This is a genomic window from Exiguobacterium oxidotolerans JCM 12280, assembly GCF_000702625.1.
In the GTDB taxonomy this organism is placed as follows: domain Bacteria; phylum Bacillota; class Bacilli; order Exiguobacteriales; family Exiguobacteriaceae; genus Exiguobacterium_A; species Exiguobacterium_A oxidotolerans.
In genome coordinates this window covers 1,715,001-1,741,091 of record NZ_JNIS01000001.1, presented here as the reverse complement: position 1 = coordinate 1,741,091, position 26,091 = coordinate 1,715,001, and the positions used below count along the sequence as shown (strand labels likewise).

Genomic DNA, 26,091 nt, shown 5'->3' with positions numbered 1-26,091 from the left:
TTCCTACAATCTTCTTAAGAAATGATGTGTTACTGCATGAAAAAATTTGGCATTGCTTGCTTATTCGCCACTCTATTACTGAGTGGCTGTCTCTCACCTGAAAACGATCGCCTGACTGTGACGCCGCTTGGAATAAAAGCCGGTGAAGAAGCCTTTGCAGAAATCAATGATCAAGACATCGCCGCTTTTCATTTGGAAGGTAAATTGAGTAAGGCCTATTTTCTAAGATGGGTTGAATTTTTACCGAATCACAAGGAGCGGACACTTTTTTCAATGGAAATCTCTCCGGATGACTATGATACAACGCTCCGTATTATGCAGTCTTCCACCGCAAAATACATTCGTTTTGGGGCAAGCTTTGAAGGTGGAATCATGCGTGCCAGCAAAGCATTAAAACAAAAACCGGTTGCCCTTAGCATGCAGGCTCAAGGAGACACATTCACCATCAGCGATTACGATGTGTTGACGCTTCGTCGCTTGTCCACGAACATTGACAGTGAAATCAAGACGAGTTCGTCCATTGATATTCACGGTCCTCAGGACATCGATGTAAAGAAAGACGAGCGGGTTTTTGCACTCGTGTTATCTCCACTTGAATCATAAGTGACTTCATTTGAACGAGACTAAGGGTAGCAGACTTAATATCTGCCACCCTTAGTTGTGTAGAAATCGACTTTTGCGTCAGCCCCATTTTTTTAAATTTCACTTCTCCGCTCGAGTAACACGGTATCCCGCCAGACACCAGCCAACTGTCCAATCCGTTCCCGACGACCGACTTCCCGGAAACCGAATCGCTTGTGGAGTTTGAGACTGGCAGTATTCTCCGGAAAGATTTGTGCGTGCAACGTCCAGATACCCGCTGCTTCACTCGACGTAATGACGGCCTGCATCAATACCGTCCCGACTCCTTTTCCCCGTGCGTCTTCATCAATATATAAACTGACTTCGGCAACACCGGCATAGGCCGGAATCGATGAAAACGGACTGATGGCGACCCAACCGAGTAGCCGTCCCGCCTCCTCCGCAACGATCCGGCTGTGTACGTGATGATGGGTATCCCAGTAGTCAAACGGCGGTACTTTCGTTCGGAACGTCGCATTCTGCGTCTCGATCCCCTGTTGGTAAATCCGACCGACTTCGGGATAATCGGTTGCGGTCATTGCCCGTACGTTCATACTCTCCCACTCCTTATTCAATCGCTATTCGTTTGGAGTTCGACATCGGGTCCGGTTTTCCTGTTAGTCGACCGTAAACGGAATAGGTTGTAATTCAAGTGGTGTATTGACGAGGGTATTGCTGTAACCCGTTTCGAGATAATATTCTTCCCGCGTATGTTCAGATGGTTCCGGCAACTGGAACGTCGCCCGGAACATCTGTTTGTCCGCATCGAGAACCGTGACTTTTGCTTTGATTTCCCGACCGTCCGGTGGTTCTGTTCCCTTCAGTAAATACATCAAGTTACGGATATCAAGCTTCGTATCAAATTGGGACGAGCGGGAATTCGTTGAAAATTCAACGACGACTTGCTCGGATGTTGTCTCAATCGATGTGATTTCCATCTTGAGTGGATGCGTTTCCGACTGCTCGCGGAATGGCAACGGCTCGGTTAACGGAATCGGTTGTGTGTTGATATCGATGGATAGGGACGGTTGCAACAGATAGTTCCCTTTTGGAATGACATAGTTTCCGAGAATTAACCGTGACTGCTCGACAGCTCCTGTTGCCGTTTTCGTCCATTTGACGGATTCGGACGACTTTGTCCAGTTGCGGATGATTTCCTTGCCGGATGGATCAAGCAACGTCAGTTCAACACGGGCCCGTTCTTTTTTCGGCGAGCGAGTCGTATAGTCGAACGAGGTGCTGCCTTTGCCCTGAATCAACCGATCCAGTGTGATGTCTGTTCGGTATATCGGATTTTTGACCGTTGTCCCGTAAACTTGTTCTATGACAGGAAGCCGCTTGACCGGAACATTAAACGTCCAGTTTCCATGGACGCCGAATACGTCCGTCAACACAACCGGAATCCGGATTTTATCCTGCAGTTTGGTTTCACCGAGCATATATTCAATGCGTGCTTGCCAGACACCGTTGACCTGCTTGAACTGAACCACTTCTTTCGTCTCCGTTCCGGCAAACCGTTTATCCCCTTTAAACAGTTCATATAATCCTGACCGTGCTTCCGCCTTCACATCCGGAACGCCAGTTACTGTCAGGTTCATCCCGATCGTTGCCCCGTCGTAATAGGCATCGATGACTTGGATATCAATTCCCTGATCACTTGCGACTTGGCGGATGTTGGTCGCGAGTTGTTTTTGACCGATCGCGGTACCGGTGTTTTCCTGTTCGAGGAACGGACGATACATTTGACCGAGTAACGGTACTTTTGCCATCGCTGTCGCAAAGGACGGGATGACGAATGTCGATGTGAGCAACAATGATGCGGCAAGTCCTGTCGAAACAATCAGACGTCGTAGACGCTTCGGTCGTTTGATTTGTTGTTCCCGCTTTCCCTGCTCCATCCCTTGACGAATCCGTTCCTGTAAGGCGGCCTGCGGTACTGAAATCTGTTCATACTCCTTTTGAAGATCGTGCTTCGACATAATCAAGTCCTCCCAACTGTTTTTTTAATTCTTCCCGGCCCCGTTTGAGATATGTCTTGACCGTATTCAAGGTGATGCCGATAAAAGAGGCAATCTCCTTCATCGGGACATCATGAAAATAAAAGAGTACCAAAACATCCCGATATTCTTTTCGCAGGTGCGACAAGGCGTCAATCAAGTCGAGATGTTCTTCCCGTGAAGATTCCTTCACCGGAATCTGTTCAATCAAATCTGCTACCGCTGTCTGTTGGTTCAGAACACGGTAACAGTTCCGGATCAGGATTTTCGTCAGCCAGGTCACGAAGTATTTCGGCTCTTTAACTTGTCCAATGGAAATGAATGCTTTATAGACCGTCTCCTGAACGACATCTAGCGCATCTTGTTCGTTTTTGACATAGACGTAGGCTGTCCGGTAAAGCTGTTCACTATGTAGGAGAATGAGTTGTTCGAATGCCGCTTCGTCTTGCTTGATGGCACGCCGGACTAGCTCTGTATGCTCCGTTCGTAAGTCCATTTCTTCCCCTCCTTTTACTCATTAGAGCAATATTTATCTGAAAAGGTTTCAAAAAATATCCATTTCATAAAAAAAAGACCTTAGCTAAGCTAAGATTCCAGCATGTAGACAACGTGATATCGGAAGATAAAAGCATTTTTTTCGTCGCTCCCCTCGGGTGAGGCGCGTAGATCACGCGCTTCTTTCCGTAGGAGTCAACGAAACGTGAAGCTTTTCAGGAAATACCGTGAAGATAATCCAAACAAGCAGACAGCTTAGCGCGCAATCCGTCTTGAATCTCTTAAAACCGCGAAAAGCAATCGGTCGCGACCCTGCATCTTTGCTGGTAGTGGCGCAGAAGATTGCCGCTTTAAAGACGAGGCGAGACAGGTAAGCGCGAACGGATTGCTTCTCGATATCGCATTTTCACGCTTCATAATAGTTTGTATATAATCCAAGACCTCAACCAAGCTAAATTTCCTTCCATCAAAACGTATAACGGACTGCCATTTCTTTCCCGAACCGATCGCCATGATCGATAAATCCGAGTCGTTCATACAGATGGTGCGCTACGTGATTATCCGGATGATATCCGACGACGATGCATGTCGCTGCCGGAAGCTGTCGCATCTCTTCGAGCAACAGGCCGATTGCTTCTTGACCAATCCCTGACCCTTGATGCCGCCGGTCAACCATCAGCCGGTAAATCCAGTAACCATCCAGCTCTTCTCGTTCCGTATTGTACATCAAAAATCCGACGAGTCTGTCTGACCGGTAAATCGCCCGCATGACGAGCGTCGGTTCAAAACTCGCTTGGGCAACCGAGTAGACGTTGCCCTCTAAAAATCCCTGTTGTGCTGCAGTCAACTCGAGTTCACAACACGCTTCCCAGTTGTCCTTTGTAACACCCCGTAATTTTACTTCCATGTCCATTCCCCGTTTCTCTGAAATGGGTTACTAGTTCCATCCCATTCCCTGATTCATTTGCGTCATGTTCACCATGATCGCCCCCTTTCGTACGTCTCTTTTTCTATCAGCTCTTCCTTACATGATCTTGACCTATTTTCGTTAGAGGACTCGTTCCGTCATCCGCAACAGATCAAGTAACTGTTCGAGCCGTTCAATGGTATAGGTCGGCGTCAATTCAGCAGGAGCCGTTTCCTGACTTGGATTGAACCAACATGTGTCAATCCCGGCCAAAATGCCGCCTTGAATATCTGCAGTCAGGGAGTCGCCGATGAGCAGTGTCTGCTCCGGACGGAATGCCGGAATCCGGTCGAACACATACGTAAAGAAAGCACGCATCGGTTTTTGATAACCCGTGTCTTCCGAAACAAAAATCTCGTCGAAGTATGGCGACAGTCCTGAACCAGCGAGCCGTGCATGTTGCGTCCGCGAGACGCCGTTCGTCACGACGTAGAGCCGGTAGTGTCCTTTTAACTGTTCGAGTAATTCATGTGCCCCGTCAATCAAATCCGTTCCCTGACCGAGATACGTCCGGTAACGCTCATCCATCTGTTTCCCGTCGACCGCTCGTCCCTCCCCTGCAAAAAACGTCACGAAACGTTCTGAGATGACTGCGTCACGCGTCACTTCTCCCCGTTCGAGCGCTGCCCATAAGGCTTTGTTAATGGACCGGTACCGGATTTCACGTTCTTTCGTCCACTCAAGCTGTTCATCTGCAAATAATTTTCGCAGCGCCCAGCGTTCCGTCGCGTCAAAATCTAGTAAGGTATGATCGATATCAAACAGTAATGTTGTATAGCTCATCCGTCATGCTCCTTTTCGTAAAATCCGTTTTTCTGTCAGCTTTCCGCCGAGTTGGAACAGAAGCACCCCGCCGCCAATCAAGAGAACACCGACTGCTTTCGTCCACGTGAATGCGACCTGTTCGAGACCGAACCAGCCGAGCGTGTCCCAGAGCAGCGCAAAGAGGATTTGTGAGACCATGACGATCGAAATCGCATAGCTCGGTCCGAGTTGCTGGACGCCTTGCGTCACAGACAAAACGACACCGACGCCGATGATGCCGCTGAACCAGAACCACGGCTGCATACCGGTCAGAGAAAAAAGTGCCGTTCCTTCAACGAGCAGTCCAATCGTCAGCGAGGCCAGGAAACCAAGTCCAAGGACTAACGTCGTCGTTGCCCACGCTCCGACGCGTTCTTTGACTTTGGCGTTAAAGGTGTTTTGAATACAGACGAGCATCCCGCCAAATAAGGCGAGTAAAATCCCAAGTGTCATCGTGCTTGCCTCCTATTCATAAATACTTTCCCCGACACGTGCCATTAAACCCGCACGGTCGATAATTTTTATTTCTCGTTTCGTCCGGTCAATCAATCCCTCCCGGCTGAACTGGAGCAATACCCGGTTCAGATGCCGGTAGCTCGTTCCGATCAAATCCGCCGCATCGACTAAATCCGTGACCGGCAACATTTGTTGTTCCGGTGTCATCGACAAAAGATAACTCGCGAGCCGGACTTCGGCCGGATATAAGAGATTAAAACTCATCGAGTGCGATTTCAGTTCGAATTTCATCGTGATCGTCTCGAGTAAAAAACGTAAGAATGCCGGATTATCCGTTCCGACCTGTTCGAGTGCCGCGTAACTAATTCGGAAGACTTGAACCGGTGTCACGGCCTCGACTGTATTCATCAAGGGGATGCGGCGGACATATTCGATATCGCCAATCAGATCGAACGGATGCTTGAAGGAAAGGACAAGTCGTCGTCCGGCTGCTGACATATGTGTAATTTTCAACTTTCCTTCGACAAGCAAATACAAATGTTTTGCGTCATCGCCCTGCCGACATAAATAGTCACCCGGTTCGACCTCGACACGTTCGAGGTGACGGCGTAAATGGGCGTCAAAGACATGCGTCAATTGAAAACGTTCCAAGTACGTGGCAAGTTCGTCTTCCACGCAAATCCCTCCTTATAGTTTCAAAATCAAGACACCGCCGACCATCAATAAAATTCCGATGACTTGGGGCAGCTGCAACCGGCGTTTTATCATCCCGAACCATCCGTTCCAATCAATCAACAGGGCCAGACCAAGCTGGGCAATCAAAAAGAGTGAAATCGTCAGTGTCACCCCCATCAAATGCACGGCTGTAATGTTACTGAACAAAACAGCCGCCGCCAGGGCGCCCCCTGATAGATAAAGCGGCTTGACGTGTCGCATCTCTTGGAAGGTCCGGTCACGTAAAGCGAATGTGATCAATAAGGCGACGATGAACCCTGTCATTTGGGTCACGGTCGCTGCCTGCCAGGTCCCGATCCCATCACTGATCCGGGCATTGGCGACACTTTGGAGCGTCAGGAAAAAACCGCCGCTGATTGCAAAAAGGATACCTCGCATCTGTATCGCCTTCCTTTCATTGTCTTCTCTCATCCTATCCTAAAACGATGGTGGATGATTGATAAAGGACATCTGTCCTGAACATAAATTCATTCATCGAAAATAAAAAAAACGCCAAGTCGAATTGACTGGCGGTTTTGTCGTCAGATTTTTTTGACGAACTCTGATTTCAGCTTCATTGCGCCCAGGCCATCAATCTTGCAATCGATGTCATGATCTCCCTCGACGAGACGGATTCCTTTGACACGGGTTCCTTGTTTGACGACGAGTGATGTCCCTTTGACCTTTAAATCTTTGATGACCGTAATCGTGTCGCCGTCATGCAATTCGTTTCCGTTCGCGTCACGGATGACAGATGTCTCCTCTGTCACGTCCGCTTCAGCCTGCGTCCACTCATGGCCACATTCCGGGCAGACGAACAGATTTCCGTCTTCATATGTATAGCTCGATCCACAGTTCGGACAGTTTGGATATTCAGTCATGTGTGATTCCTCCAAGTCTTTCATTGTTTCTTCCCTGTTTAGTATAACGTGTCTGATGCTAATGTACGTCGAAAATCCGAACAACTCTCTACCAAAAATAAAAAACCGGTCATCGTCTGACGATGACCGGTTTTGATTATTCATTTTCCAGCTTTTTGATTGCTTCATCTAGTTTTTCTTGATCCTCGTCCGACACTTCAGGAAACTGCGGATCGATATCGCGTAAAACGTCGTTCATGACTTCCGTCACGATGTAGCGGGCAAACCAGTCATCGTCCGCAGGGAGGATGTGCCACGGTGCATATTCCGTCGATGTATGGGACAGGAGGTCCGCGAATACGTTTTGATACTCATCCCAATGTTCCCGCTCCTCAACGTCACTGAACGAAAACTCGAAGTTCTTTTTCGGATCTTTCATCCGTTCGAGCAACCGTTCCTTTTGTTTGTCCTTCGAAACATTAAAGAGAAATTTGACGACACGGATTCCGTTCTCGACCAGGTACCGCTCGAAGTCATTGATTTGCCGGTAGCGCATCTGCCAAACGTCTTGATTGTCCGGTAGCTCTTCCTCCTCAAGCAGGTTATGAATACGCGGTGCGATGACATCTTCATAATACGAGCGATTTAAAATCCCGACTTCGCCTTTGGCCGGCAACCCGTCATGAATCCGCCATAGAAAATCGTGTTTTTGTTCTTCTTCTGACGGTTTCTTGACGGAAATCGTCTTCAAGCCCTGAGCATTCAGATTTGAAAAGATATAGCTGATCGCTTCATCTTTCCCACCGGCATCAATCGCCTGCAGGACGACAAGAATACCGTGTTTTTCTTCTGCATGAAGCCGCCAGTGCAGCTCTTTCAATTCTTCAACGCTCTCTGGAATATATGTCTTGAGTAATTGTTCTTCAGAAATCCGGTCCGGATCAGATGTTTGGTAATCAGCTAAACTGACGTTCGCATCCGGAGTAACTTGATATTTTTTGATGTCCATTTGAATCCTCCTCTAACTTTCGCTCACTCTCAAAAGAATACCCTGCGAAGGACTTCGGAAAACCCGTTCAAATGAACTTAACTTTCAGTACTAGTCACTCCATTACTTATTTTTTTGGTGGAGTCGAGACTGAAACCAGCTGTTTGAAATGCGCATCGATGGTCGCTGCAACACGAAGACCGGATATGACGGCACTCTCAACCCGTGTCCGTCCCGAGGCATCATCCGCTTCAAGGAAGGCATCGCCGGCGAGCCACAGCGGGTGATGATTCAGTTTGAGGAACGGCGTGTTAAACACATCGCGTGCCTGGGCGTAGCGCCATCGTTTCAACTGACGGGAAACGAGTTCGATGGGGCCGAGTTGCGCTTGCAGCAGCCGTTCGATTTCAGCAAGCGTCATTGCTTCTCCTTTTTCATACCAGGATTCACTCCATTCACCCGTCATGTAGACACTCAGTAATGGTGTCGCTGAAATCTCTTTTTCTGCATTATTGACAAGCTTCAACATCCCGGGAACAAGCCCTTCGTCCGCCAGACCGACCTCCCCAATTTCGAGCGGTTCTTTCAATTCAAACAGGCCGACGAATGTCGGTTCGAACGTGACGCGACCTAACGCTGCGTGATCAGTTGCGTCCAGCGTCAGCCCGGACGCTTGCAGTAAGTCATAGGCTTGCGGGACCGGTGCTGTCACGAGCATCGCGTCATAGACTCGTGTCTGGCTATCTGCAATCGTCCGGAGCGTGGTTGCGTCCGCTTCAATCCGTCCGACCTGTTCATTCAAGTGGACCGGAATTCCGCGTGCAATCGACTGAACGAGTTGATTCATCCCGTTGATTGCGATATACCGTGGAAAATCATCGCCGAACCATTTCCGGATTAATCCGCGTTCGAGCCATTCGTCCACTTCTTGCGCCAGTTCATCCGTCCGGACGGTAAAAAAGACAGCTCCGTGGTCCGCCGTTCCCCGATCGATTCGTCGTGTCGCCATGCGTCCCCCGACACTTTGGCTTTTTTCGATGATCTCGACCTCGTATCCCTCGACTTGTAATTGACGGGCAGCGAACGTCCCCGCGAGGCCGCCACCGATAATCCCAATCCGTTTCGGTTGTTCCATCTGATACATCCCCCTCTACTTGCTTCATTTCCACAAGTATAGCGGTTCGCTCGTGAAACGACGTCTTTTAACGTTCTTCGAATATGCTCGTCCGTTCCAACTCGATTAGTACACGGGCAAGATTTTTATCGAAAAATAGCTGATGACGGTCCAGTCCGCGCTGGACACACCAGCCGATTCCCGTCAGCGCTTCAAACAGACGGTAATATGGCAAGTAGACTTCAATCGGTTCCGGTCTACGGATTTGTCCATATCCGTCTTGATAGGCTGCAAATAACTCTGGTCCGCCTTGGAAGACATCCCGGTCAAGTTTTGTGAAATCAATCTCCGTCGCTCCGAAACGTGAGGTTTCAAAGTCAATCAATCCAGTGAGGTTCCCCCCGTCTGCGAGCAAGTTACCCAGGCGGAAGTCCAAATGGACGGCGACAGGTCGAGAGGGCTCCGGTAACTCACGTTCACGCCGCTTTAATTCTGTAAAGGCGGCTTGATAGAGTGCAGGTGACAAAACCTGACGAATCGCCGGCTCGAATGAGGTCATCTTTGCATTTCGAAAAACACGCCAGTCCTGTGAGGTAAACGCGGTAAAGCCGTCCTCGGCAAAATCGCCGTACGCCTCACGGGTACATGTATGGAGTGTTGCATGCAATTGTCCGATTTGCGAGGCGAGCGCCGATGTGACCGTCTCAATCGTTTCACCTGCAAGTGCTTCGAGCACAAACGCACCCGTCGTCTGTTCGGTTGGTCGCGCCGCCATGAGAATCTTCGGTACAGCGACACGACTGGCTAAATACGTCAACCAGCCGTGTTCCCGGTACCATTTGTCTGCCGTATACGGTCGCTTTAAAAAGACAGTCCGTCCGTCGCGCAGTACTAGTCGGTCAACGTCTGAGCTGTATGAATCGGTGACGGAAAAAATCTCTGCGACATCAAGGTCAAACGTTCGAATCCACTCTTCCCTCGTCATGATACATCCCCCAATCTTTTTTCAAATATTTCAACTAGCAGTCCATCAATTGTCGCTGTGACAAGAATCTGATAGGTTAAATAAGCAGTGTTCTTTATCTTTCGCAATTCAATCATACCTTCACTCCTTTATGTTCTGTACTGATCATGGATCGGTTCAAACAACTTCTCCGTCGAAGGACGGACAACTGCAAAGTGCTCGACGTTATAATGTCCGTGCAAGACTTGGTTGTGATGGGCAATCATCAACTCCGCCGATAAGACATCGGAGCCGTTCGTCGTATGTCCGTCAGCAACGAGTGTCACATCAAATCCGTTGACGGTTGCGCTGCGGACAGCCGTGTCGATACAGTGTTCCGTCTTACAGCCGAGGATGACGACATGTTCGATTTGTCGTTCTTTCAGGTACTCAAGCAATGGCGTGCCGTGAAACGAATTGGTTGCCGCTTTATCAAACGTGACTGCTTCAGCCGGAACATGAATCGAGGGATGCACCGCAAACCCCGGTCCGTTTCCGTCCGCGACATCAAGATCCCGGATGAAGACGACGGCATGATTTTGATCGCAGGCTTCTTGTACGACTTGATTGATGACCTGACTGACGGCATCTTTCGCATAAACACCGGATTCTTCGGGTGTCCCTTCGACAAGATCTTGCTGAAAATCAATGACGAGTACCGCTTGTCGCATCGTCCTCTGCCCCCTTTGTTTGCTTCACTCTTCCATACTATCCGCAAGAAGTCCTGTTTTTCTGATGAATTTCCAACTTTTGTGAAACTTTCTTTAATCCGATGCGTTAAATACAACGATAGAAAGGATGTTACATATGGACCTATTGCCACTCTTTTTCGTGATTTTCGTAATTGTCTTAGCTGTTAATCTGTTTCTCGATAAGATGATCATGAATCGTCGTGTCACGCGACGGATCTTCATCCGTAATTTCTTCGTCTGACTGCTGATTTCACTTGTTCTGTTAAGCTTCTTCTACATCCAGTCAATGATGAGCTGACAAATAGACCGTCCACTTGATACAAGTGAACGGTCTTGTTGGATTCAATAGACTTCGTAGTTTTGTCCGGTCTGTGCCCCTTCGACGCTTTTCTCAAATGCTGTCGCGACACGCGATGCCGGAACAGCTTCAAATCCACGGAAAAATGGTCCATACTTGTCGAGCGACTCAATCAAAACGTTTGGACTGACACTGTTGATCCGAATACCACGCGGCATCTCAATCGCCGCGGCATGGACAAACGCTTTGACACCACCGTTTGCAAGGGCCGCTGACGCGCCTTGGCGAATCGGATCGTCCATCATGATACCGGTCGTCAATGTAAAGCTCCCCCCGTCCCGAACCGTGTCCAAACCAAGCAGGACGAGATTGACCTGCCCCTTCAACTTACTATCGATTCCGATTTGGTTTAACGCCGGTGTCAAATCCGTCAATGGTCCGAAATGTGCCCCGCCGGTCGCACTGACGACGGCATCGATCGGACCAACCGCTTCGTACATCGAACGGATACTGGCTTCCGACGTGATGTCGACTTGAACGTCCACACCTGTCCGTCCGGCCCGGATAATTTCATGCTGCTCCCCTAATTGCGCGATGACAGCTTGTCCGATTGTCCCGCTCGCTCCGACTACTAAAATTCTCATCTGTTTATCCCCCTTCTGATTTAAACTACGTGTTTAAACTACGTGTTCAGCCTACCGTAACGCGGCCGTCTGTTTCAAGAATGGGCACGGGATGACCGATAACACTGCGCAATCCGAAAGCCGACGTAATCGGAATTCCATAACACGGGATAAGCGGTCCGTTGATGCAAATCCCAATAGCTGATGATGCGTCGTTCAATTCGTTGCAGATAACGCTCATTTGCTGCGGCAAAAGTTCTCAGCTGTTCTTCGGACCAGGTCTGTAACATCGGTTCGATCCGTTCGAGAATCTCACGGACGTATTCCCCGCTCAATTCAATTAAATACAGCAGTACCCAATCTGTTTTTGCCTGTTTCTGTTCCAGCCGGTGAACATACTTTTCACGGATATATCCGTCATGATGACGGGTGTACATGCAGTACAGTATCCACCGTTGACGCTCCGTCAGGGTTTGAATTTTTTCTTCTTTTACTTCATTTAAGTACAGCCGGGATGGAAGAATCAATGATTCCCCGAAAAACGTGACATCAATCGTTCCCCAGGTCACTGTTCCAAAGAGCCGGCGCGGTAAAAGGCGTGCCACGACTCGAACATCATCCGTACAAGATTGCGGAAACGCGTCTGCCAAGTTCCATTTTCTGTTCACGTATTGTTTCCTCCTCCATACATCGTTTCTGTCTTTTATCAACTTATCACTTTAATGACAGAATGAGTTACTATATATTTACAGGTTACATTCAAACTATTGATGAAAGGCGGCTTAGCATGGACAACGCTTTAGGAATCATAGCTGTAATTATCATATTACTTTTCTTGAGTTATTTGCTTTTTCGTAAATTCAGTCGTTATGAAGCTGTAACGGATTCAGTGCTTCCACCCATTACTTCGCAAACAACCGTTCAGGAACTTCATACCGATGAACTGCCCTGGGAAATTGAGTCGTATTCCTTAACTGATACGACCTCGTATCATCGTTCCGAACCAATAATCGCAACAAAAGGTCTAAAAGACCAGGTCAGTAATATTATTAAACTTTCGCCACACGCTAAAAATCTCATCCAAAAAGAACAGAGAATCATCATAAAATTCAGTGAAGAAGCTCTTGCCAAGCTGACATCCGGTGAATTACGAATTATGAAGGCAAAGGGATCGGTGGATCAATTTAGAGCACTTGCCGTTGATCATCAACATAGAATCAGACATCACGGAAAGTTCGAAATTCAAGATATTAAAAAAATCAATCCCGCTCAACTGGCGAATTTAGCTCTTGGAGTCGCAACTATGGTCACTGCCCAAGAACACTTGGACCGGATTAATCAACAACTTACATCTTTGAATCAAAAGGTCGATACACTAATTCGTCAATCCAAAAATGATAAAGCAGGCATCATCAAAGGTCATATTCGCTATCTGCTTTCGATTCTGCCGAGTATTCCTGATGAAGAAGAACGATATTCGGTAAAATTAGAAGACATGGCAGTCATCTCTTATCAAGAGCTGGAGTCGATTTTACCCGAGTTGGATTTTTTAGTCAGACGTGCAAACGACATTGAAGAAAAGACAACATTCAAATTGGATAAAACGGTTGATGAGATAAAAGAACTTGCCGCATCATTTGAGCAAACTATACTGATTGGATACGGAAACTTAGAAGTCATGTCGATTTGCTTAAAAATCATGAATGACTGGAATCAGGATTCACAGACAAATGCGATGCGGTTATCGGATATCGAAAAATATCACCAGCAACTTACCGAGTACCATGACGAATTTGAAAAAATATTAAGTGATAAACATATCAGTCTTGATGCAACTTTCAGAAGAAATAAAACAATCACCAGTAAAAAAGAAAATATCGATAAACAGCTAACCTATCATCAGGAAAAAATACGTTCTAATAAATTAATTGTTACCGAGCACATCGATCAACTGAAAGGACAGGATTACAACTCGATTCCCGAACCCGTGGATTTGAGCGTAGATTTTGATGGGAACGGCGGTATTCATGCGATTCATCGATTAAAATAAGCCAATCTGATGACGGGCGTTCTATTCCCGTGATTAGATAGATTTTATTTTTATACCCAAAAAAGACCCTTTGGACGAAATTCGTCTAAAGGGTCTTTAAAAATCATTTTGATTTCTTTACACGGATGAACTGTTTTACTCAACCGTTACTGACTTCGCCAAGTTACGTGGTTTGTCGACGTCGCAATCACGACCGAGTGCCGCGTAGTACGAGATCAACTGAAGTGGTAAGACTGAAAGTAATGGTGACAAGAGCGGCTCGACTGACGGGATGACGAATGCATCTGTCGGCAATTCGAGACCTTCTGAAGCGATGACACATGCGTTCGCGCCACGTGCGACGACTTCCTTGACGTTGCCTCGGTTGTTGAGGTGAACGTGCGGTTGTGTCACGAGGGCGATGACTGGTGTGTTGTCTTCAATCAAAGCGATTGGACCGTGTTTCAATTCGCCGCCAGCGTAACCTTCTGCTTGGATGTACGAAATTTCTTTGAGCTTGAGTGCCCCTTCCATTCCGACATACGCATCTTGACCGCGACCGATGAAGAACGCATTGCGTGATTCAGACAAGTATTCTGCAGCGATTTCCTGGAACCGTTCTTTTTGTGACATGACGGATTCCATTGCGCTTGAAATTTTACCGAGTTCTTTCATAAGATCGAAGTTAACATCGACGCCTTTTGCTTGAGCCAGGTCAAACGCAAGGACTGCGAGAACAGCGATTTGCGCTGTGTATGCTTTTGTTGAGGCAACTGCGATTTCAGGACCGGCATGCAACAAGAGTGTTGCGTTTGCTTCACGTGAAAGTGTTGATCCCGCGACGTTCGTGACCGTCAATGCCGGGTGACCGAGTTTTTTCGCTTCGACGAGAACGGCACGGCTATCCGCTGTTTCACCTGATTGTGAAAGGAAGAGGAAGAGTGGTTTCTCTGTCAAAAGTGGCATGTTGTAGCCGAATTCAGACGAGATGTGAACCTCTGCCGGAATCCCAGCGATTTGTTCAATCAATTGTTTCCCAATCAAACCGGCATGGTAGCTTGTTCCGCAACCAATGATATAGACACGGTCACGACCGAGGACTAAATCACGAACCGATTGATCGAGTGTGATGTCGCCAGCTTCGTTTTGGTATTTCTGAACGATGTTCCGGATGACGGCTGGTTGCTCATCCATTTCTTTGAGCATGTAGTGCGCGTATGTGCCTTTTTCGATATCAGATGCATCGATTTCAGCTGTATATGCTTCACGCTCTTGGACGTTTCCGTCTAAATCTTGGATTGTGACACTGTCACGCGTCAAGATGATCATTTCGCCGTCATGTAACTCAACGAACTGATCCGTTACTTGAAGCATGGCCATTGCGTCAGACGCAACGACGTTGAACGTACCGTCTCCAAGACCAACGAGAAGCGGTGATTTATTTTTTGCGATATAAAGAACGTCTGGGTTTTCTGCATCGATCAATGCGAGCGCATACGAACCGTGGAGCATACGAAGTGTTTGACGGAAAGCTTCCGTGACATCACCTGTTGCGTCAAAGTTCTTTTCAATCATCTGAACGATGACTTCTGTATCCGTGTCGCTGAGTAAATCGACAGTGAGTTCTGCTTTTAACTGCTCATCGTTTTCGATGACACCGTTATGCACGAGTGTGAAGCGTGATGATGCACTTTGGTGTGGGTGGGCGTTCGGAACACTTGGTACGCCGTGTGTTGCCCAACGTGTGTGACCGATTCCTACTGTACCATCTGCATCTGCAGGGACGACTTCGCGTAGCGCAGCGATGCGACCGACTTCTTTATGAACCTGAACGCCGTCATTGACGAACGCAAGACCTGCCGAGTCATAACCGCGGTACTCGAGTTTTTCGAGACCCTTTAGTAAAATTTCTTTCGTGTTAACTTCTCCGATCATACCTACGATTCCGCACATATTGATTCTCTCCCATATCCAAGTATTTCCCTGAAGAGGAACGGCTCTTGTCGAGAGTTATCATCACGTACTTGTTTGTCCGTCTAATCACTTAGACGATTTCAAGTACGTTTACGGTACTGATAAGGTACCGGGAGGCATCCGCCGAATGATTCGATAAACCTCCACCTCGTCAGCTGCCTATCACATAGTCAGCCCTGGCGCTTCTATTTCTGTCCGACTCCGTTTCTGTCCGACTTTACAATCATACGAACTTTAATTGGAAAAAGCAAGGAAGGTAACGTATTTGTAACTATTCCCGATATCTTTCTAAACAATACCTCTAATACCTAGATTTTGTAAAAAAGAATCATGCATCTTTATATTACTTCTCCACCTTCGAACGAACCCGCGTCCCTGTCCGACTTCTACAGGAAAAGGAAGCTCCGCTTCCGACAGGAACAGGCGAGACCCGGTCAGCCCCAAGCTGGTCGCGGCTTGCGTTCCGCCTGAGAAAAGCGGGCAGAGGACACCGGGTTCTCACTCTATTTAATAGAATCTAAGCACTATTCCTATTCCATATCCACGCTACTCCTGAAACGAACCCGCGTCCCTGTCCGACTTCTACAGGAAAAGGAAGCTTTGCTTCCGACAGGAACAGGCAAGCCGCGGTCAGCCCCAAGCTGGCCGCGGCTTGCGTTCCGCATGAGAAAAGCGGGCAGAGGACAACGGGTTCTCACTCTATTTAATAGAATCTAAGCACTATTCCTATTCCATATCCACGCTACTCCTGAAACGAACCCGCATCCCTGTCCGACTTCTACAGGAAAAGGAAGCTCCGCTTCCGACAGGAACAGGCGAGACCCGGTCAGCAACAAGCTGGCCGCGGCTTGCGTTCCGCCTGAGAAAAGCGGGCAGAGGACAACGGGTTCGTGCTATTTCCCCTCCCTAACATTCCTCCCGTATACAAAAAAAAGGAGCAGCACGAAGCTACTCCTTTTCGTTGACTCAGTTTTCTTGTAACGCGTAATTCTCACGAACGACGTTCGCAATCCGTTCGACGTACATGTCACATGCTTCTTGCGACTCTGCTTCCGCCATGACACGAACGAGTGGTTCTGTTCCAGATGCACGAACGAGAATCCGACCGTTCCCAGCCATTTCCGCTTCGACTTCCGCAATGATCGCTTGAACGGCAGGACCGTTCATTGCCCCATTCTTATCCGACACCCGAATGTTGACGAGACGTTGCGGGAAGATCGGCATCTCGGCTGCGAGTTCCGATAACTTCTTGCCTGTCGCCTTCATGATTTGGAGTAACTGAACGCCAGACAACATGCCGTCGCCTGTCGTCGAGTAATCCATGAAGATGATGTGACCTGACTGTTCGCCACCGAGCGTGTAGTCGTTTTTACGCATCTCTTCGACGACGTAACGGTCACCGACCGCTGTTTGTAATGCCGTCATGCCATGTTCTGCGACCGTTTTATGGAAGCCGAGGTTACTCATGACTGTCGCGACAATCGTGTTATCTTTCAAACGACCGATTTCGTTCAAGTATTTTCCGCAGATGAACATAATTTTATCGCCATCGACGATATCGCCGTTCTCATCGACTGCAATCAAACGATCGCCGTCACCATCGAACGAGAGACCGACGTCGGCACTTTTCTCTTTGACGAATGCCGCGAGGTGCTCCGGATGTGTTGACCCGACACCATCATTGATGTTCAAGCCGTTTGGTGTTGTACCGATTGTTGAGACTTCTGCTTCGAGGTCCCCGAACAAACGTGGTGCAAGGCTTGATGTCGCGCCGTGCGCGCCATCGATTGCGACATGAATCCCTGAGAAATCTTCATCCGATGTTTGACGAAGCATATGGAGGTATTTTTGCGCGCCTTCATAATAATCGTGAACGAAACCAAGTTCTTTCCCTGCTGGTCGTGGGAGTGTGTCCTCTGTTTCGTCGAGCAATGCTTCGATTTCGAGTTCTGTTGCATCATTGAGCTTAAATCCGTCTGTTCCGAAGAATTTGATGCCGTTGTCTTCGACCGGATTATGTGAGGCTGAGATCATGACGCCTGCTGTCGCATCCATCGTCTTCGTCAAGTACGCGACCCCTGGTGTCGAGATGACACCGAGACGCATAACTTCCGCGCCGATTGATAACAATCCTGCAATCATCGCGTTCTCAAGCATTTGACCAGAGACGCGTGTATCGCGTCCGATTAAGACTTTCGGACGTGTGCTCTCGTGTTTCGTCAACACGTATCCACCAATCCGTCCAAGACGGTAGGCGAGTTCCGGTGTCAATTCTACGTTTGCGACGCCGCGGACGCCGTCAGTTCCAAAATACTTACCCATGTGCTATTTCCTCATTTCACTGATTGGTTTTAATTCGTCTGTACCGATGTCCGGGGAATCGTCTTTAACGTGACGTCCATGTTATCCGGTCGTAAGACATCGAATGCTTTAGATGTCTGATATGAAATCGGTAAGCCGTGTGTGCCTTCTTTTAATCCTGTTACGTCGATGACAGCCTTGATGTCGGTTGCATCAATCGAAGCTAAGTCCGCTTCGCTGCCACGGACGACGAGATCAATCGTTTCAGCATAATCAATTGTATATTTCGACTCGTCGAAACCGTTAAGCGTCACAGGAACACCTGTAATCGTCTTCTCTGCTCGCTCCTCGACCGTTTCCGTCGTCGATTTAGCATTTTCCTTCTCGACGACGATACTGACCGTAATCGAAGTCGGATCCATTGCCGTCACATTATCCGGTTCGACGAGTTCGATCGTCTTATCGGTCGTCTTCGTCAATCCTTTTAGTGCGATTGCTTTTGTATCGACCGAACCGATTCGCGTCAACTCTTCCTTCGTTCCGTACAGACGTGCTTCCGTGACGACGGGAACAATTTTGACGACCTTGTAGCCTTTTTTGACACTACCTGTTGTTTTAACGTTGATCGGGACCGTCTTACTTTCCTTATAGACAGGAACTGTCACTTCAAGCTGTTCCGGATCGTACGTCGCGCTAATTGCGTTCCCATTCGTATCCGTCGCTTTGACGTTAAACGATTCCATGAAGGTCGACGCGCGACCCGTCACGTCGATCGGGACTTGAATCGATGTGATGGCTTGGAGCTTTTCTGCTCCTCCCGTCACCGCAACCGTTTGTTTACTCGGTTGTGCTTCACCGACGACATACCCTTCGGCGATTTTATTTTTGTTGAGTAAGGCGACTTGAACGGGGACTTGTTTCGTGACTTTTTTATCAAGAAAAACTTCGACCGTCTCCTGTTTCGGTGTCACTTCAACATCTTTTCCAAAACCATTCGCTGTCACACGAACACGGTGGTACCCAGGGTCGAGTCCCTCTAAATCTAACGATAGACCAAAGTCTTTGACGAGGCGAAGCATCGTCAAACTACTCGATGGTCCTTTGACCGTCGTTTCGATTGTAGTTGGAATATTATAGGCGACCCACTGCGATTCATCATAATTCACTGTGACCGGTACGTCAAACGTCGTCGAGCCCTGACCAGCAATCGGCAATAGACTCGCCGCGTCACTTTTCCCGCTCGAACTCGAACCTGCGACCATCAAATAGAGCATCACAGCAAGTAGTACCGCAACGATTCGTAAAAACCATCGTTCATTGAACCACTTTTCGAACATTATTTTTTCGCCCCCATCCAGTTAAAGAAGGACGTATTCGCCGGCTCGACTTTGACGAGCGTCTCAAGCAACTTCGCCCGAAGCGAATCTTCGTCGAGTTCCCGGTAAAGACGACCATTGATTGCGAGAGATACGCCTCCCGTCTCTTCCGATACGACAAGCGTGACACTATCCGTAACTTCACTGACACCAATCGCGGCCCGGTGACGTGTCCCGAGATCTTTAGAGATGTGGGCACTTTCTGAGAGCGGTAAATAACAAGCCGCTGCCGCAAGTTTGCCTTGCTGAACGATGACGGCACCATCATGCAACGGCGTGTTCGGAATGAACAGGTTGATCAAAAGCTGACTCGTGATTTGAGAACCGAGCGGAATCCCCGTCTCGACATATTCACTGAGACCGGTTTCCCGTTCAAACGTGACGAGCGCACCAATTCGACGTTTCGACATGTATTGTGCTGACGAAACGAGTGCATCGACGATTCGCGTTTGTTCATCTTCATCACTGATCGCACTCCGTGAGAAGAATTTACTCGTTCGTCCCAGGTGCTCCAGTCCTCGACGGAGCTCTGGCTGGAAGATGATGATAATCCCGAGTAATCCATAGGTGATGATTTGATTCAATAGAAATTGTAAGGTTTTCAGTCCGAAAAAGCCGCTTAAGAACCAGCTAATCAAAATGACAGAAATTCCTTTAATCAATTGAACCGCTTTTGTGCCTTTGACGATAATCATCAGGCGGTAAATGACGAATGTCACGACCGCGATATCAAGCACATCATTAATATAATCGTACCAGTGTACGTTTTCGCCCAGTTTCAACATTTGAAATTGAAGTGGTTGCCAGTTGAAGTAATTCACCAACCGTGCCCCCTATCTCATCTAATTTAAACAGCTTTCATTATAGCATAAAGGGGCGAGTTAGACTCGCCCCAACTAATTAATCAAAGATTCGTTTGATTCCATACCAGACGCGTTCGAACAACTGATCGATTTCTTTAATTTCTCCAGTCACGTTTCCGGCACTGGCTGTATAAGCCGTCCCGTCCATGGTCATGACGTCTCCGTTGACTTTACCTTCGATTCGGACATTTCCGCCTTCGACGTATAAATCTTGGTTGACCGTCACTCCTTTTGGAACAACGACCTCGCCATTTTCAGCGACGATGCCGGGAACGTTCGTATACGACAAGTCTTTCTCTTCTTGCGTCATATAACCACCGAGGCTCCCGACCGACAGCAACATGAAAATCGAGGCTGCTGCAAGGAGTGGGTACTGTTTCATCTTCCCTCCAAAACGAGAAGTCTTACGAAGCGGTGTCACATTCGACGTGTCCACCTGTTCAGGCAATTGTGCCAGCACGCGGGATGTAAAGTCTGCCGATAGCTTCGGCTTCGGAAGCGTGCGTAACTGTGCATCGAGGAGTCGATACTCTTCGAAGTCGTCCATCGCATTCGCCTCCCGTAACTCCGCTTCGAGTTGCTTAAAGTCTTCTGGAGGTTGATTTTGATCTAAATAATCTTGGATGCGTTCGTTTACGTGTTCTCGTGTCATGGTGAGATCCTCCTTCTCACCGCGTTCCGAAGTGCTTCTTCAGCGCTTCTCGGCCACGGTGAATTCTAGTTTTGACTGTGGCGACAGGTAGGTCGATCATTTCACTGATTTCCTTTAATGAAAGATCTTCAATATATTTCAAGACAAGTGGAATACGATATTTTTCAGGTAAAGCGGCAATCGCGTCACCGACAGCATTTCGTTCTTCTGAATCAACGACTTGATCTTCTGGCAATTGCTCCTTACTTTCAAGCTGGGAATACAGCGTCAATCCTTCAGTGCCCGACATCTCGGCATCAAGAGAATAATCTGGACGTTTCTTCCGTAAGCGGTCAATTGAGACATTTGTGACGATGCGATACAGCCACGTACGGAACTTCCATTGTGCATTATACGATTCAATCTTTGTGAATACGCGAATAAAGGCTTCTTGCGTGGCATCTTCTGCTTCCATCCGATCACGTAATACACGGAAGGCAACTAAAAATGCTCCTTCTTTATATAGATCAACAAGTGCCGCAAATGCATCACGGTCGCCTTGCTTCACTCGCTCAATTAAGCGTAGTGTTGTTTCTTCCACTTCAAATACCCCCCGCTCTATGCGGTCAATCTCTTATACGGAGTCGACCGATAAATGTTTCATCTCATTTTAAATTGTAACAAAAAAAACTTGAACCCCGATGAAAAGAGTTCAAGTTCTATCCATTATTTTACTAAATGCTGGTTTTTCATCGCTTGAAGTAGGTTTCCGATCAAGGCATTTGCAAGAATCGCCGTCCCGTTTCCTTCTTCTAACAGCGGATTCACTTCGACGAACTCCGCTGCAATAAAGTTTTCTTGTTCCGCACAAGAGTTCAAGACGGTCTGAGCATCCTCTAACATGACACCGTCCGCTACCCGCGTCCCGGTCCCTTCGACTAAACTCGGGTCAAGACCATCCATGTCGAAACTTAAGTAAAACGCGTCCGTCGTTTCGTTCAGGTAAGCAATCGCTTCCTTCATGATGGCTTCCATTCCCCGTGTCCGAATCGCTTCCATGTCATAAACGCGAATCCCAAGCCGATCAATCAATTCCTGTTCGCCCGGATCGACGTCACGTAAGCCGATAAAGACGAGATGCTCCGGTTGTAACTTGACGTCTGTCCCACCGATTTCCGTTAGGCGCTGATGCCCTTCCCCAAGAGCAACAGCGAGTGGCATTCCGTGAATATTACCTGTAGGTGACGTTTCCGGTGTATTTAAATCGCCATGCGCATCGAACCAAATCGCACCGAGCCGCGGAATCGATCGACGAAGTCCTGCGATTGTTCCGATTGCCATGCTGTGGTCGCCCCCGACGAGTAACGGGAAACGCTTCTCGGAGAGTGCGTCACGCACGAGGAGTTGTAAGTCGTTCGTCGTATGAACAACACCTTCAAGACGTTTTAACTTGGCATCTTCTTCTCGGACTGCATCTTCTGGTAAGACGGCCGCTTCCCCGTAGCGGACAGCTTCTTGTCCATGTGTTGCCAACGTCTCAAATAGACCGGCTTCTTCAACTGCTGCCGGACCATGCTCTGTTCCTGGCTTTCCTTGACCGTAACGATATGGCACGCTGATATAGGCAATGTTCATCCCCGTATTCCCCTTTGCTTGTTTAAGTTACCTTAATTGTAAGCGGTAACACAAGACTGGTTCAACTCGACATGCCGACGCATGATTATACAGCTATCGTGGGGACAGGTGAAACAACAAAAAAGCACCGTGAAGGGAATCACGGTGCTTTCGCGTACGTACTCTGGTTAACAGGCATTTCAAGTATAAAAAAACTTAAGACGAACGAAACTCGCTTAAGATCTTTAAGCAAAATTTGGTGGAGCCTAGCGGGATCGAACCGCTGACCTCCTGCGTGCAAGGCAGGCGCTCTCCCAGCTGAGCTAAGGCCCCGAAAAAGATAAATAAAAAGCGGAAGACGGGATTCGAACCCGCGACCCCGACCTTGGCAAGGTCGTATTCTACCACTGAACTACTTCCGCAAGAAATGAGCCATGCAGGATTCGAACCTGCGACCCTCTGATTAAAAGTCAGATGCTCTACCAACTGAGCTAATGGCTCGACATGGTGGGGGGGGGCGGATTCGAACCGCCGAACCCGAGGGAGCGGATTTACAGTCCGCCGCGTTTAGCCACTTCGCTACCCCCCCAGTTTGTCTAGGAACATTTAATTAAAAAAACAGTGCCGGCAACAGGAGTCGAACCCGCGACCTACTGATTACAAGTCAGTTGCTCTACCAGCTGAGCTACACCGGCACAATATAATGGTGACCCGTACGGGAATCGAACCCGTGTTACCGCCGTGAAAGGGCGGTGTCTTAACCGCTTGACCAACGGGCCATTGGCTCCGCAAGTAGGATTTGAACCTACGACCTACCGGTTAACAGCCGGTTGCTCTACCACTGAGCTATTGCGGAATAAAAAATAAAATTGCCTGGCAACGTCCTATCCTCACAGGGGGAAGCCCCCAACTACTTTCGGCGTTCAAGTGCTTAACTTCCGTGTTCGGCATGGGAACGGGTGTGACCACTTGGCTATCGTCACCAGACGACAGGGCTCGCGCCCTCAAAACTGAAGTCATCAACAATCATCTGCTAGAACAAGGCCTCGACCGATTAGTATCACTCAGCTCCGCATGTCACCATGCTTCCACCCGTGACCTATCTACCTCATCGTCTCTGAGGGGTCTTTCTTGATTACTCAAAGGGAAATCTCATCTTGGAGGGGGCTTCATGCTTAGATGCTTTCAGCATTTATCCCGTCCGCACGTAGCTACCCAGCGATGCTCCTGGCGGAACAACTGGTACACCAGCGGTGCGTCCATCCCGGTCCTCTCGTACTAAGGACAGCTCTCCTCAAATTTCCTGCGCCCACGACGGATAGGGACCGAACTGTCTCACGACGTTCTGAACCCAGCTCGCGTACCGCTTTAATGGGCGAACAGCCCAACCCTTGGGACCTACTCCAGCCCCAGGATGCGATGAGCCGACATCGAGGTGCCAAACCTCCCCGTCGATGTGGACTCTTGGGGGAGATCAGCCTGTTATCCCCAGGGTAGCTTTTATCCGTTGAGCGATGGCCCTTCCATGCGGAACCACCGGATCACTAAGCCCGACTTTCGTCCCTGCTCGACTTGTAGGTCTCGCAGTCAAGCTCCCTTCTGCCTTTGCGCTCTACGAATGATTTCCAACCATTCTGAGGGAACCTTTGGGCGCCTCCGTTACTGTTTAGGAGGCGACCGCCCCAGTCAAACTACCCGCCTGACACGGTCCTCCAGCCGGATTACGGCTGCGAGTTAGAGACTCTATGCATGAAGGGCGGTATCCCAAGGGTGACTCCTCCGAAGCTGGCGCTCCGGTCTCGACGTCTCCCGCCTATCCTGTACATCATGCACAAAGCCTCAATATCAGGCTGTAGTAAAGCTCCATGGGGTCTTTCCGTCCTGTCGCGGGTAACCTGCATCTTCACAGGTACTATGATTTCACCGGGTCTCTCGTTGAGACAGTGCCCAAATCGTTACGCCTTTCGTGCGGGTCGGAACTTACCCGACAAGGAATTTCGCTACCTTAGGACCGTTATAGTTACGGCCGCCGTTTACTGGGGCTTCGGTTCAAAGCTTCGCTTGCGCTAACCCATCCCCTTAACCTTCCAGCACCGGGCAGGCGTCAGCCCCTATACGTCATCTTGCGATTTAGCAGAGACCTGTGTTTTTGCTAAACAGTCGTTTGGGCCTATTCACTGCGGCTCTACTCATGTAGAGCGTCCCTTCTCCCGAAGTTACGGGACCATTTTGCCGAGTTCCTTAACGAGAGTTATCCCGCGCGTCTTAGAATTCTCATCCCGCCTACCTGTGTCGGTTTACGGTACTGGCACCTTCCACCTCACTAGAGGCTTTTCTTGGCAGTGTGAAATCGTGACCTTCGTCCCTAGGGGACTCCGCATCGTTCCTCGATCTTGGTGCCTGACGGATTTGCCAATCAGACGATCTCGAAACTTACACATGCACTTCCATCCGCATGCGTCACTATCCTCCTGCGTCCCCCCATTGTTCAAACGGTGGATCGGTGGTACAGGAATATCAACCTGTTATCCATCGCCTACGCCTTTCGGCCTCGGCTTAGGTCCAGACTAACCCTGAGCGGACGAGCCTTCCTCAGGAAACCTTGGGCTTTCGACGGAGGGGATTCTCACCCCTCTTTTCGCTACTCACACCGGCATTCTCACTTCCAAACGCTCCACTGCTCCTTACGGTACAGCTTCACAGCGGTTTGGAACGCTCCCCTACCATTCCTTACGGAATCCGCAGCTTCGGTGGTATGTTTAGCCCCGTTACATTTTCGGCGCGGCGCCACTCGACTAGTGAGCTATTACGCACTCTTTGAATGGTGGCTGCTTCTAAGCCAACATCCTAGCTGTCTAGGCAGCGCCACATCCTTTTCCACTTAACATACACTTTGGGACCTTAGCTGGCGGTCTGGGCTGTTTCCCTCTTGACTACGGATCTTATCACTCGCAGTCTGACTCCCGAGTATAAGTTGCCGGCATTCGGAGTTTAACTGAATTCGGTAACCCTGTGGGGGCCCCTAGTCCAATCAGTGCTCTACCTCCGGAACTCTCAACCTCGAGGCTAGCCCTAAAGCTATTTCGGGGAGAACCAGCTATCTCCAGGTTCGATTGGCATTTCACCGCTACCCACACCTCATCCCCGCACTTTTCAACGTGCGTGGGTTCGGACCTCCAGTCAGTGTTACCTGACCTTCATCCTGGACATGGGTAGATCACCTGGTTTCGGGTCTACGACAACGCACTATGGCGCCCTATTCAGACTCGCTTTCGCTACGGCTCCGCCTCATCAGCTTAACCTCGCGCGCTATCGTAACTCGCCGGTTCATTCTACAAAAGGCACGCCATCACCCATTAACGGGCTCTGACTACTTGTAGGCATACGGTTTCAGGATCTATTTCACTCCCCTTCCGGGGTGCTTTTCACCTTTCCCTCACGGTACTGGTTCACTATCGGTCACTAGGGAGTATTTAGCCTTGGGAGATGGTCCTCCCGGATTCCGACGGGGTTTCACGTGTCCCGCCGTACTCAGGATCCACTCTGGAGGGAAAACAGTTTCAGCTACAGGGCTGTCACCTTCTTCGGCCGACCTTTCCAGGTCATTCACCTACTGTCTTCCTTTTTGACTCCGTATAGAGTGTCCTACAACCCCGGAGAGCATGCTCTCC

At 48.9% G+C, this 26,091-nt stretch carries 25 protein-coding genes, 7 tRNA genes and 2 rRNA genes (1 of these 34 cut by a window edge); 3 read left to right on the top strand and 31 right to left on the bottom strand.

The genetic code is table 11. The features are described 5' to 3' along the window. The first annotated feature begins 36 nt into the window (after positions 1-36). Positions 37-603: a hypothetical protein gene (locus P403_RS0108975; RefSeq protein WP_029332306.1), complete on the top strand. Its 567-nt coding sequence runs from the start codon at positions 37-39 to the stop codon at positions 601-603. A gap of 92 nt (positions 604-695) precedes the next feature. Here P403_RS0108975 and P403_RS0108970 read toward each other — a convergent pair whose 3' ends face one another. The 13 genes from P403_RS0108970 to P403_RS0108905 all read right to left on the bottom strand — a co-directional run bounded on the left by P403_RS0108970 (position 696) and on the right by P403_RS0108905 (position 10,690). After that, positions 696-1,175, bottom strand: a complete 480-nt coding sequence (locus P403_RS0108970) for a GNAT family N-acetyltransferase (RefSeq protein WP_029332305.1) — start codon at positions 1,173-1,175, stop codon at positions 696-698. A gap of 63 nt (positions 1,176-1,238) precedes the next feature. Next, the gene (locus tag P403_RS0108965) at positions 1,239-2,600 is read right to left on the bottom strand and encodes a DUF4179 domain-containing protein (protein ID WP_029332304.1); all 1,362 of its coding nucleotides are present in this window, start codon (positions 2,598-2,600) and stop codon (positions 1,239-1,241) included. Further along, a complete protein-coding gene (locus P403_RS0108960) occupies positions 2,569-3,114 on the bottom strand; it encodes a sigma-70 family RNA polymerase sigma factor (RefSeq protein WP_029332303.1) in 546 nt (181 codons plus the stop codon). Before P403_RS0108960 ends, P403_RS0108965 begins: the two co-directional genes overlap by 32 nt. 465 nt (positions 3,115-3,579) lie before the next feature. Then, positions 3,580-4,020 carry a GNAT family N-acetyltransferase gene (locus P403_RS0108955; RefSeq protein ID WP_034801086.1) on the bottom strand — a complete coding sequence of 147 codons (441 nt, stop codon included), beginning with the start codon at positions 4,018-4,020 and terminating at the stop codon, positions 3,580-3,582. Positions 4,021-4,161: 141 nt separating this feature from the next. Next, positions 4,162-4,863: a YjjG family noncanonical pyrimidine nucleotidase gene (locus P403_RS0108950; RefSeq protein WP_029332301.1), complete on the bottom strand. Its 702-nt coding sequence runs from the start codon at positions 4,861-4,863 to the stop codon at positions 4,162-4,164. 3 nt (positions 4,864-4,866) lie between these two features. Continuing rightward, positions 4,867-5,337 (bottom strand): DMT family transporter, encoded by a 471-nt coding sequence (locus P403_RS0108945; RefSeq protein ID WP_029332300.1) that lies wholly within the window; start codon positions 5,335-5,337, stop codon positions 4,867-4,869. A gap of 12 nt (positions 5,338-5,349) precedes the next feature. Beyond that, on the bottom strand, positions 5,350-6,015 hold the full coding sequence (locus tag P403_RS0108940; protein ID WP_029332299.1) for a Crp/Fnr family transcriptional regulator: 666 nt from the start codon (positions 6,013-6,015) through the stop codon (positions 5,350-5,352). A 12-nt stretch (positions 6,016-6,027) separates the two neighbouring features. Then, entirely contained in the window at positions 6,028-6,453 is a 426-nt protein-coding gene (locus P403_RS0108935) for a DMT family transporter (RefSeq protein ID WP_029332298.1), read from the bottom strand. Between the two features lie 143 nt (positions 6,454-6,596). Then, positions 6,597-6,935: a zinc ribbon domain-containing protein YjdM gene (locus tag P403_RS0108930; RefSeq protein ID WP_029332297.1), complete on the bottom strand. Its 339-nt coding sequence runs from the start codon at positions 6,933-6,935 to the stop codon at positions 6,597-6,599. Positions 6,936-7,071: 136 nt separating this feature from the next. Beyond that, entirely contained in the window at positions 7,072-7,923 is an 852-nt protein-coding gene (locus tag P403_RS0108925) for a PPK2 family polyphosphate kinase (RefSeq protein ID WP_029332296.1), read from the bottom strand. A gap of 106 nt (positions 7,924-8,029) precedes the next feature. Further along, positions 8,030-9,037 carry an NAD(P)/FAD-dependent oxidoreductase gene (locus P403_RS0108920; protein ID WP_034801083.1) on the bottom strand — a complete coding sequence of 336 codons (1,008 nt, stop codon included), beginning with the start codon at positions 9,035-9,037 and terminating at the stop codon, positions 8,030-8,032. A 67-nt stretch (positions 9,038-9,104) separates the two neighbouring features. Continuing rightward, positions 9,105-10,001 (bottom strand): phosphotransferase enzyme family protein, encoded by an 897-nt coding sequence (locus tag P403_RS0108915; protein WP_029332294.1) that lies wholly within the window; start codon positions 9,999-10,001, stop codon positions 9,105-9,107. Between the two features lie 128 nt (positions 10,002-10,129). Next, a complete protein-coding gene (locus P403_RS0108905; RefSeq protein WP_029332293.1) occupies positions 10,130-10,690 on the bottom strand; it encodes an isochorismatase family protein in 561 nt (186 codons plus the stop codon). A gap of 136 nt (positions 10,691-10,826) precedes the next feature. On the opposite strand from P403_RS0108905, the gene P403_RS16925 reads away from it, so the two are divergent. Next, positions 10,827-10,952 (top strand): hypothetical protein, encoded by a 126-nt coding sequence (locus P403_RS16925; RefSeq protein WP_268748760.1) that lies wholly within the window; start codon positions 10,827-10,829, stop codon positions 10,950-10,952. A gap of 101 nt (positions 10,953-11,053) precedes the next feature. Here the strand turns inward: P403_RS16925 and P403_RS0108895 are convergent, their stop codons facing one another. Then, entirely contained in the window at positions 11,054-11,653 is a 600-nt protein-coding gene (locus P403_RS0108895; protein WP_029332292.1) for a short chain dehydrogenase, read from the bottom strand. 74 nt (positions 11,654-11,727) lie between these two features. Next, positions 11,728-12,300: a hypothetical protein gene (locus P403_RS0108890; protein WP_029332291.1), complete on the bottom strand. Its 573-nt coding sequence runs from the start codon at positions 12,298-12,300 to the stop codon at positions 11,728-11,730. A gap of 119 nt (positions 12,301-12,419) precedes the next feature. On the opposite strand from P403_RS0108890, the gene P403_RS0108885 reads away from it, so the two are divergent. Beyond that, positions 12,420-13,682 carry a hypothetical protein gene (locus tag P403_RS0108885; RefSeq protein ID WP_029332290.1) on the top strand — a complete coding sequence of 421 codons (1,263 nt, stop codon included), beginning with the start codon at positions 12,420-12,422 and terminating at the stop codon, positions 13,680-13,682. Positions 13,683-13,817: 135 nt separating this feature from the next. Here the strand turns inward: P403_RS0108885 and glmS are convergent, their stop codons facing one another. The 16 genes from glmS to P403_RS0108805 form a co-directional block, all read right to left on the bottom strand. Then, positions 13,818-15,614: a glutamine--fructose-6-phosphate transaminase (isomerizing) gene (gene glmS / locus P403_RS0108880; RefSeq protein WP_029332289.1), complete on the bottom strand. Its 1,797-nt coding sequence runs from the start codon at positions 15,612-15,614 to the stop codon at positions 13,818-13,820. A 987-nt stretch (positions 15,615-16,601) separates the two neighbouring features. Next, complete coding sequence (gene glmM, locus P403_RS0108875; RefSeq protein WP_029332288.1) at positions 16,602-17,957, bottom strand: phosphoglucosamine mutase; 1,356 nt, start codon at positions 17,955-17,957, stop codon at positions 16,602-16,604. A gap of 29 nt (positions 17,958-17,986) precedes the next feature. Further along, complete coding sequence (locus tag P403_RS0108870; protein WP_029332287.1) at positions 17,987-19,273, bottom strand: CdaR family protein; 1,287 nt, start codon at positions 19,271-19,273, stop codon at positions 17,987-17,989. Continuing rightward, complete coding sequence (gene cdaA / locus P403_RS0108865; protein WP_029332286.1) at positions 19,273-20,097, bottom strand: diadenylate cyclase CdaA; 825 nt, start codon at positions 20,095-20,097, stop codon at positions 19,273-19,275. Before cdaA ends, P403_RS0108870 begins: the two co-directional genes overlap by 1 nt. 115 nt (positions 20,098-20,212) lie before the next feature. Next, positions 20,213-20,827, bottom strand: coding sequence for a polymer-forming cytoskeletal protein (locus P403_RS0108860; RefSeq protein ID WP_029332285.1), 615 nt, complete (start codon positions 20,825-20,827; stop codon positions 20,213-20,215). A 16-nt stretch (positions 20,828-20,843) separates the two neighbouring features. After that, on the bottom strand, positions 20,844-21,407 hold the full coding sequence (gene sigW / locus P403_RS0108855; RefSeq protein ID WP_029332284.1) for an RNA polymerase sigma factor SigW: 564 nt from the start codon (positions 21,405-21,407) through the stop codon (positions 20,844-20,846). Between the two features lie 125 nt (positions 21,408-21,532). Then, positions 21,533-22,441 carry an arginase gene (gene rocF, locus P403_RS0108850; RefSeq protein ID WP_029332283.1) on the bottom strand — a complete coding sequence of 303 codons (909 nt, stop codon included), beginning with the start codon at positions 22,439-22,441 and terminating at the stop codon, positions 21,533-21,535. 236 nt (positions 22,442-22,677) lie between these two features. Then, a tRNA-Ala gene (locus tag P403_RS0108845) sits at positions 22,678-22,753 on the bottom strand. 17 nt (positions 22,754-22,770) lie between these two features. After that, positions 22,771-22,842 (bottom strand) — tRNA-Gly (locus tag P403_RS0108840). Positions 22,843-22,848: 6 nt separating this feature from the next. Continuing rightward, positions 22,849-22,921: transfer RNA gene (locus tag P403_RS0108835), tRNA-Lys, on the bottom strand. Between the two features lie 4 nt (positions 22,922-22,925). After that, positions 22,926-23,009: transfer RNA gene (locus P403_RS0108830), tRNA-Tyr, on the bottom strand. 33 nt (positions 23,010-23,042) lie between these two features. Beyond that, a tRNA-Thr gene (locus tag P403_RS0108825) sits at positions 23,043-23,115 on the bottom strand. 9 nt (positions 23,116-23,124) lie between these two features. Continuing rightward, positions 23,125-23,199: transfer RNA gene (locus P403_RS0108820), tRNA-Glu, on the bottom strand. A gap of 2 nt (positions 23,200-23,201) precedes the next feature. Continuing rightward, positions 23,202-23,276 (bottom strand) — tRNA-Asn (locus P403_RS0108815). Between the two features lie 15 nt (positions 23,277-23,291). Then, a 5S ribosomal RNA gene (gene rrf / locus P403_RS0108810) occupies positions 23,292-23,407 on the bottom strand. 47 nt (positions 23,408-23,454) lie between these two features. Then, a 23S ribosomal RNA gene (locus P403_RS0108805) occupies positions 23,455-26,091 on the bottom strand (it continues 278 nt past the right edge of the window).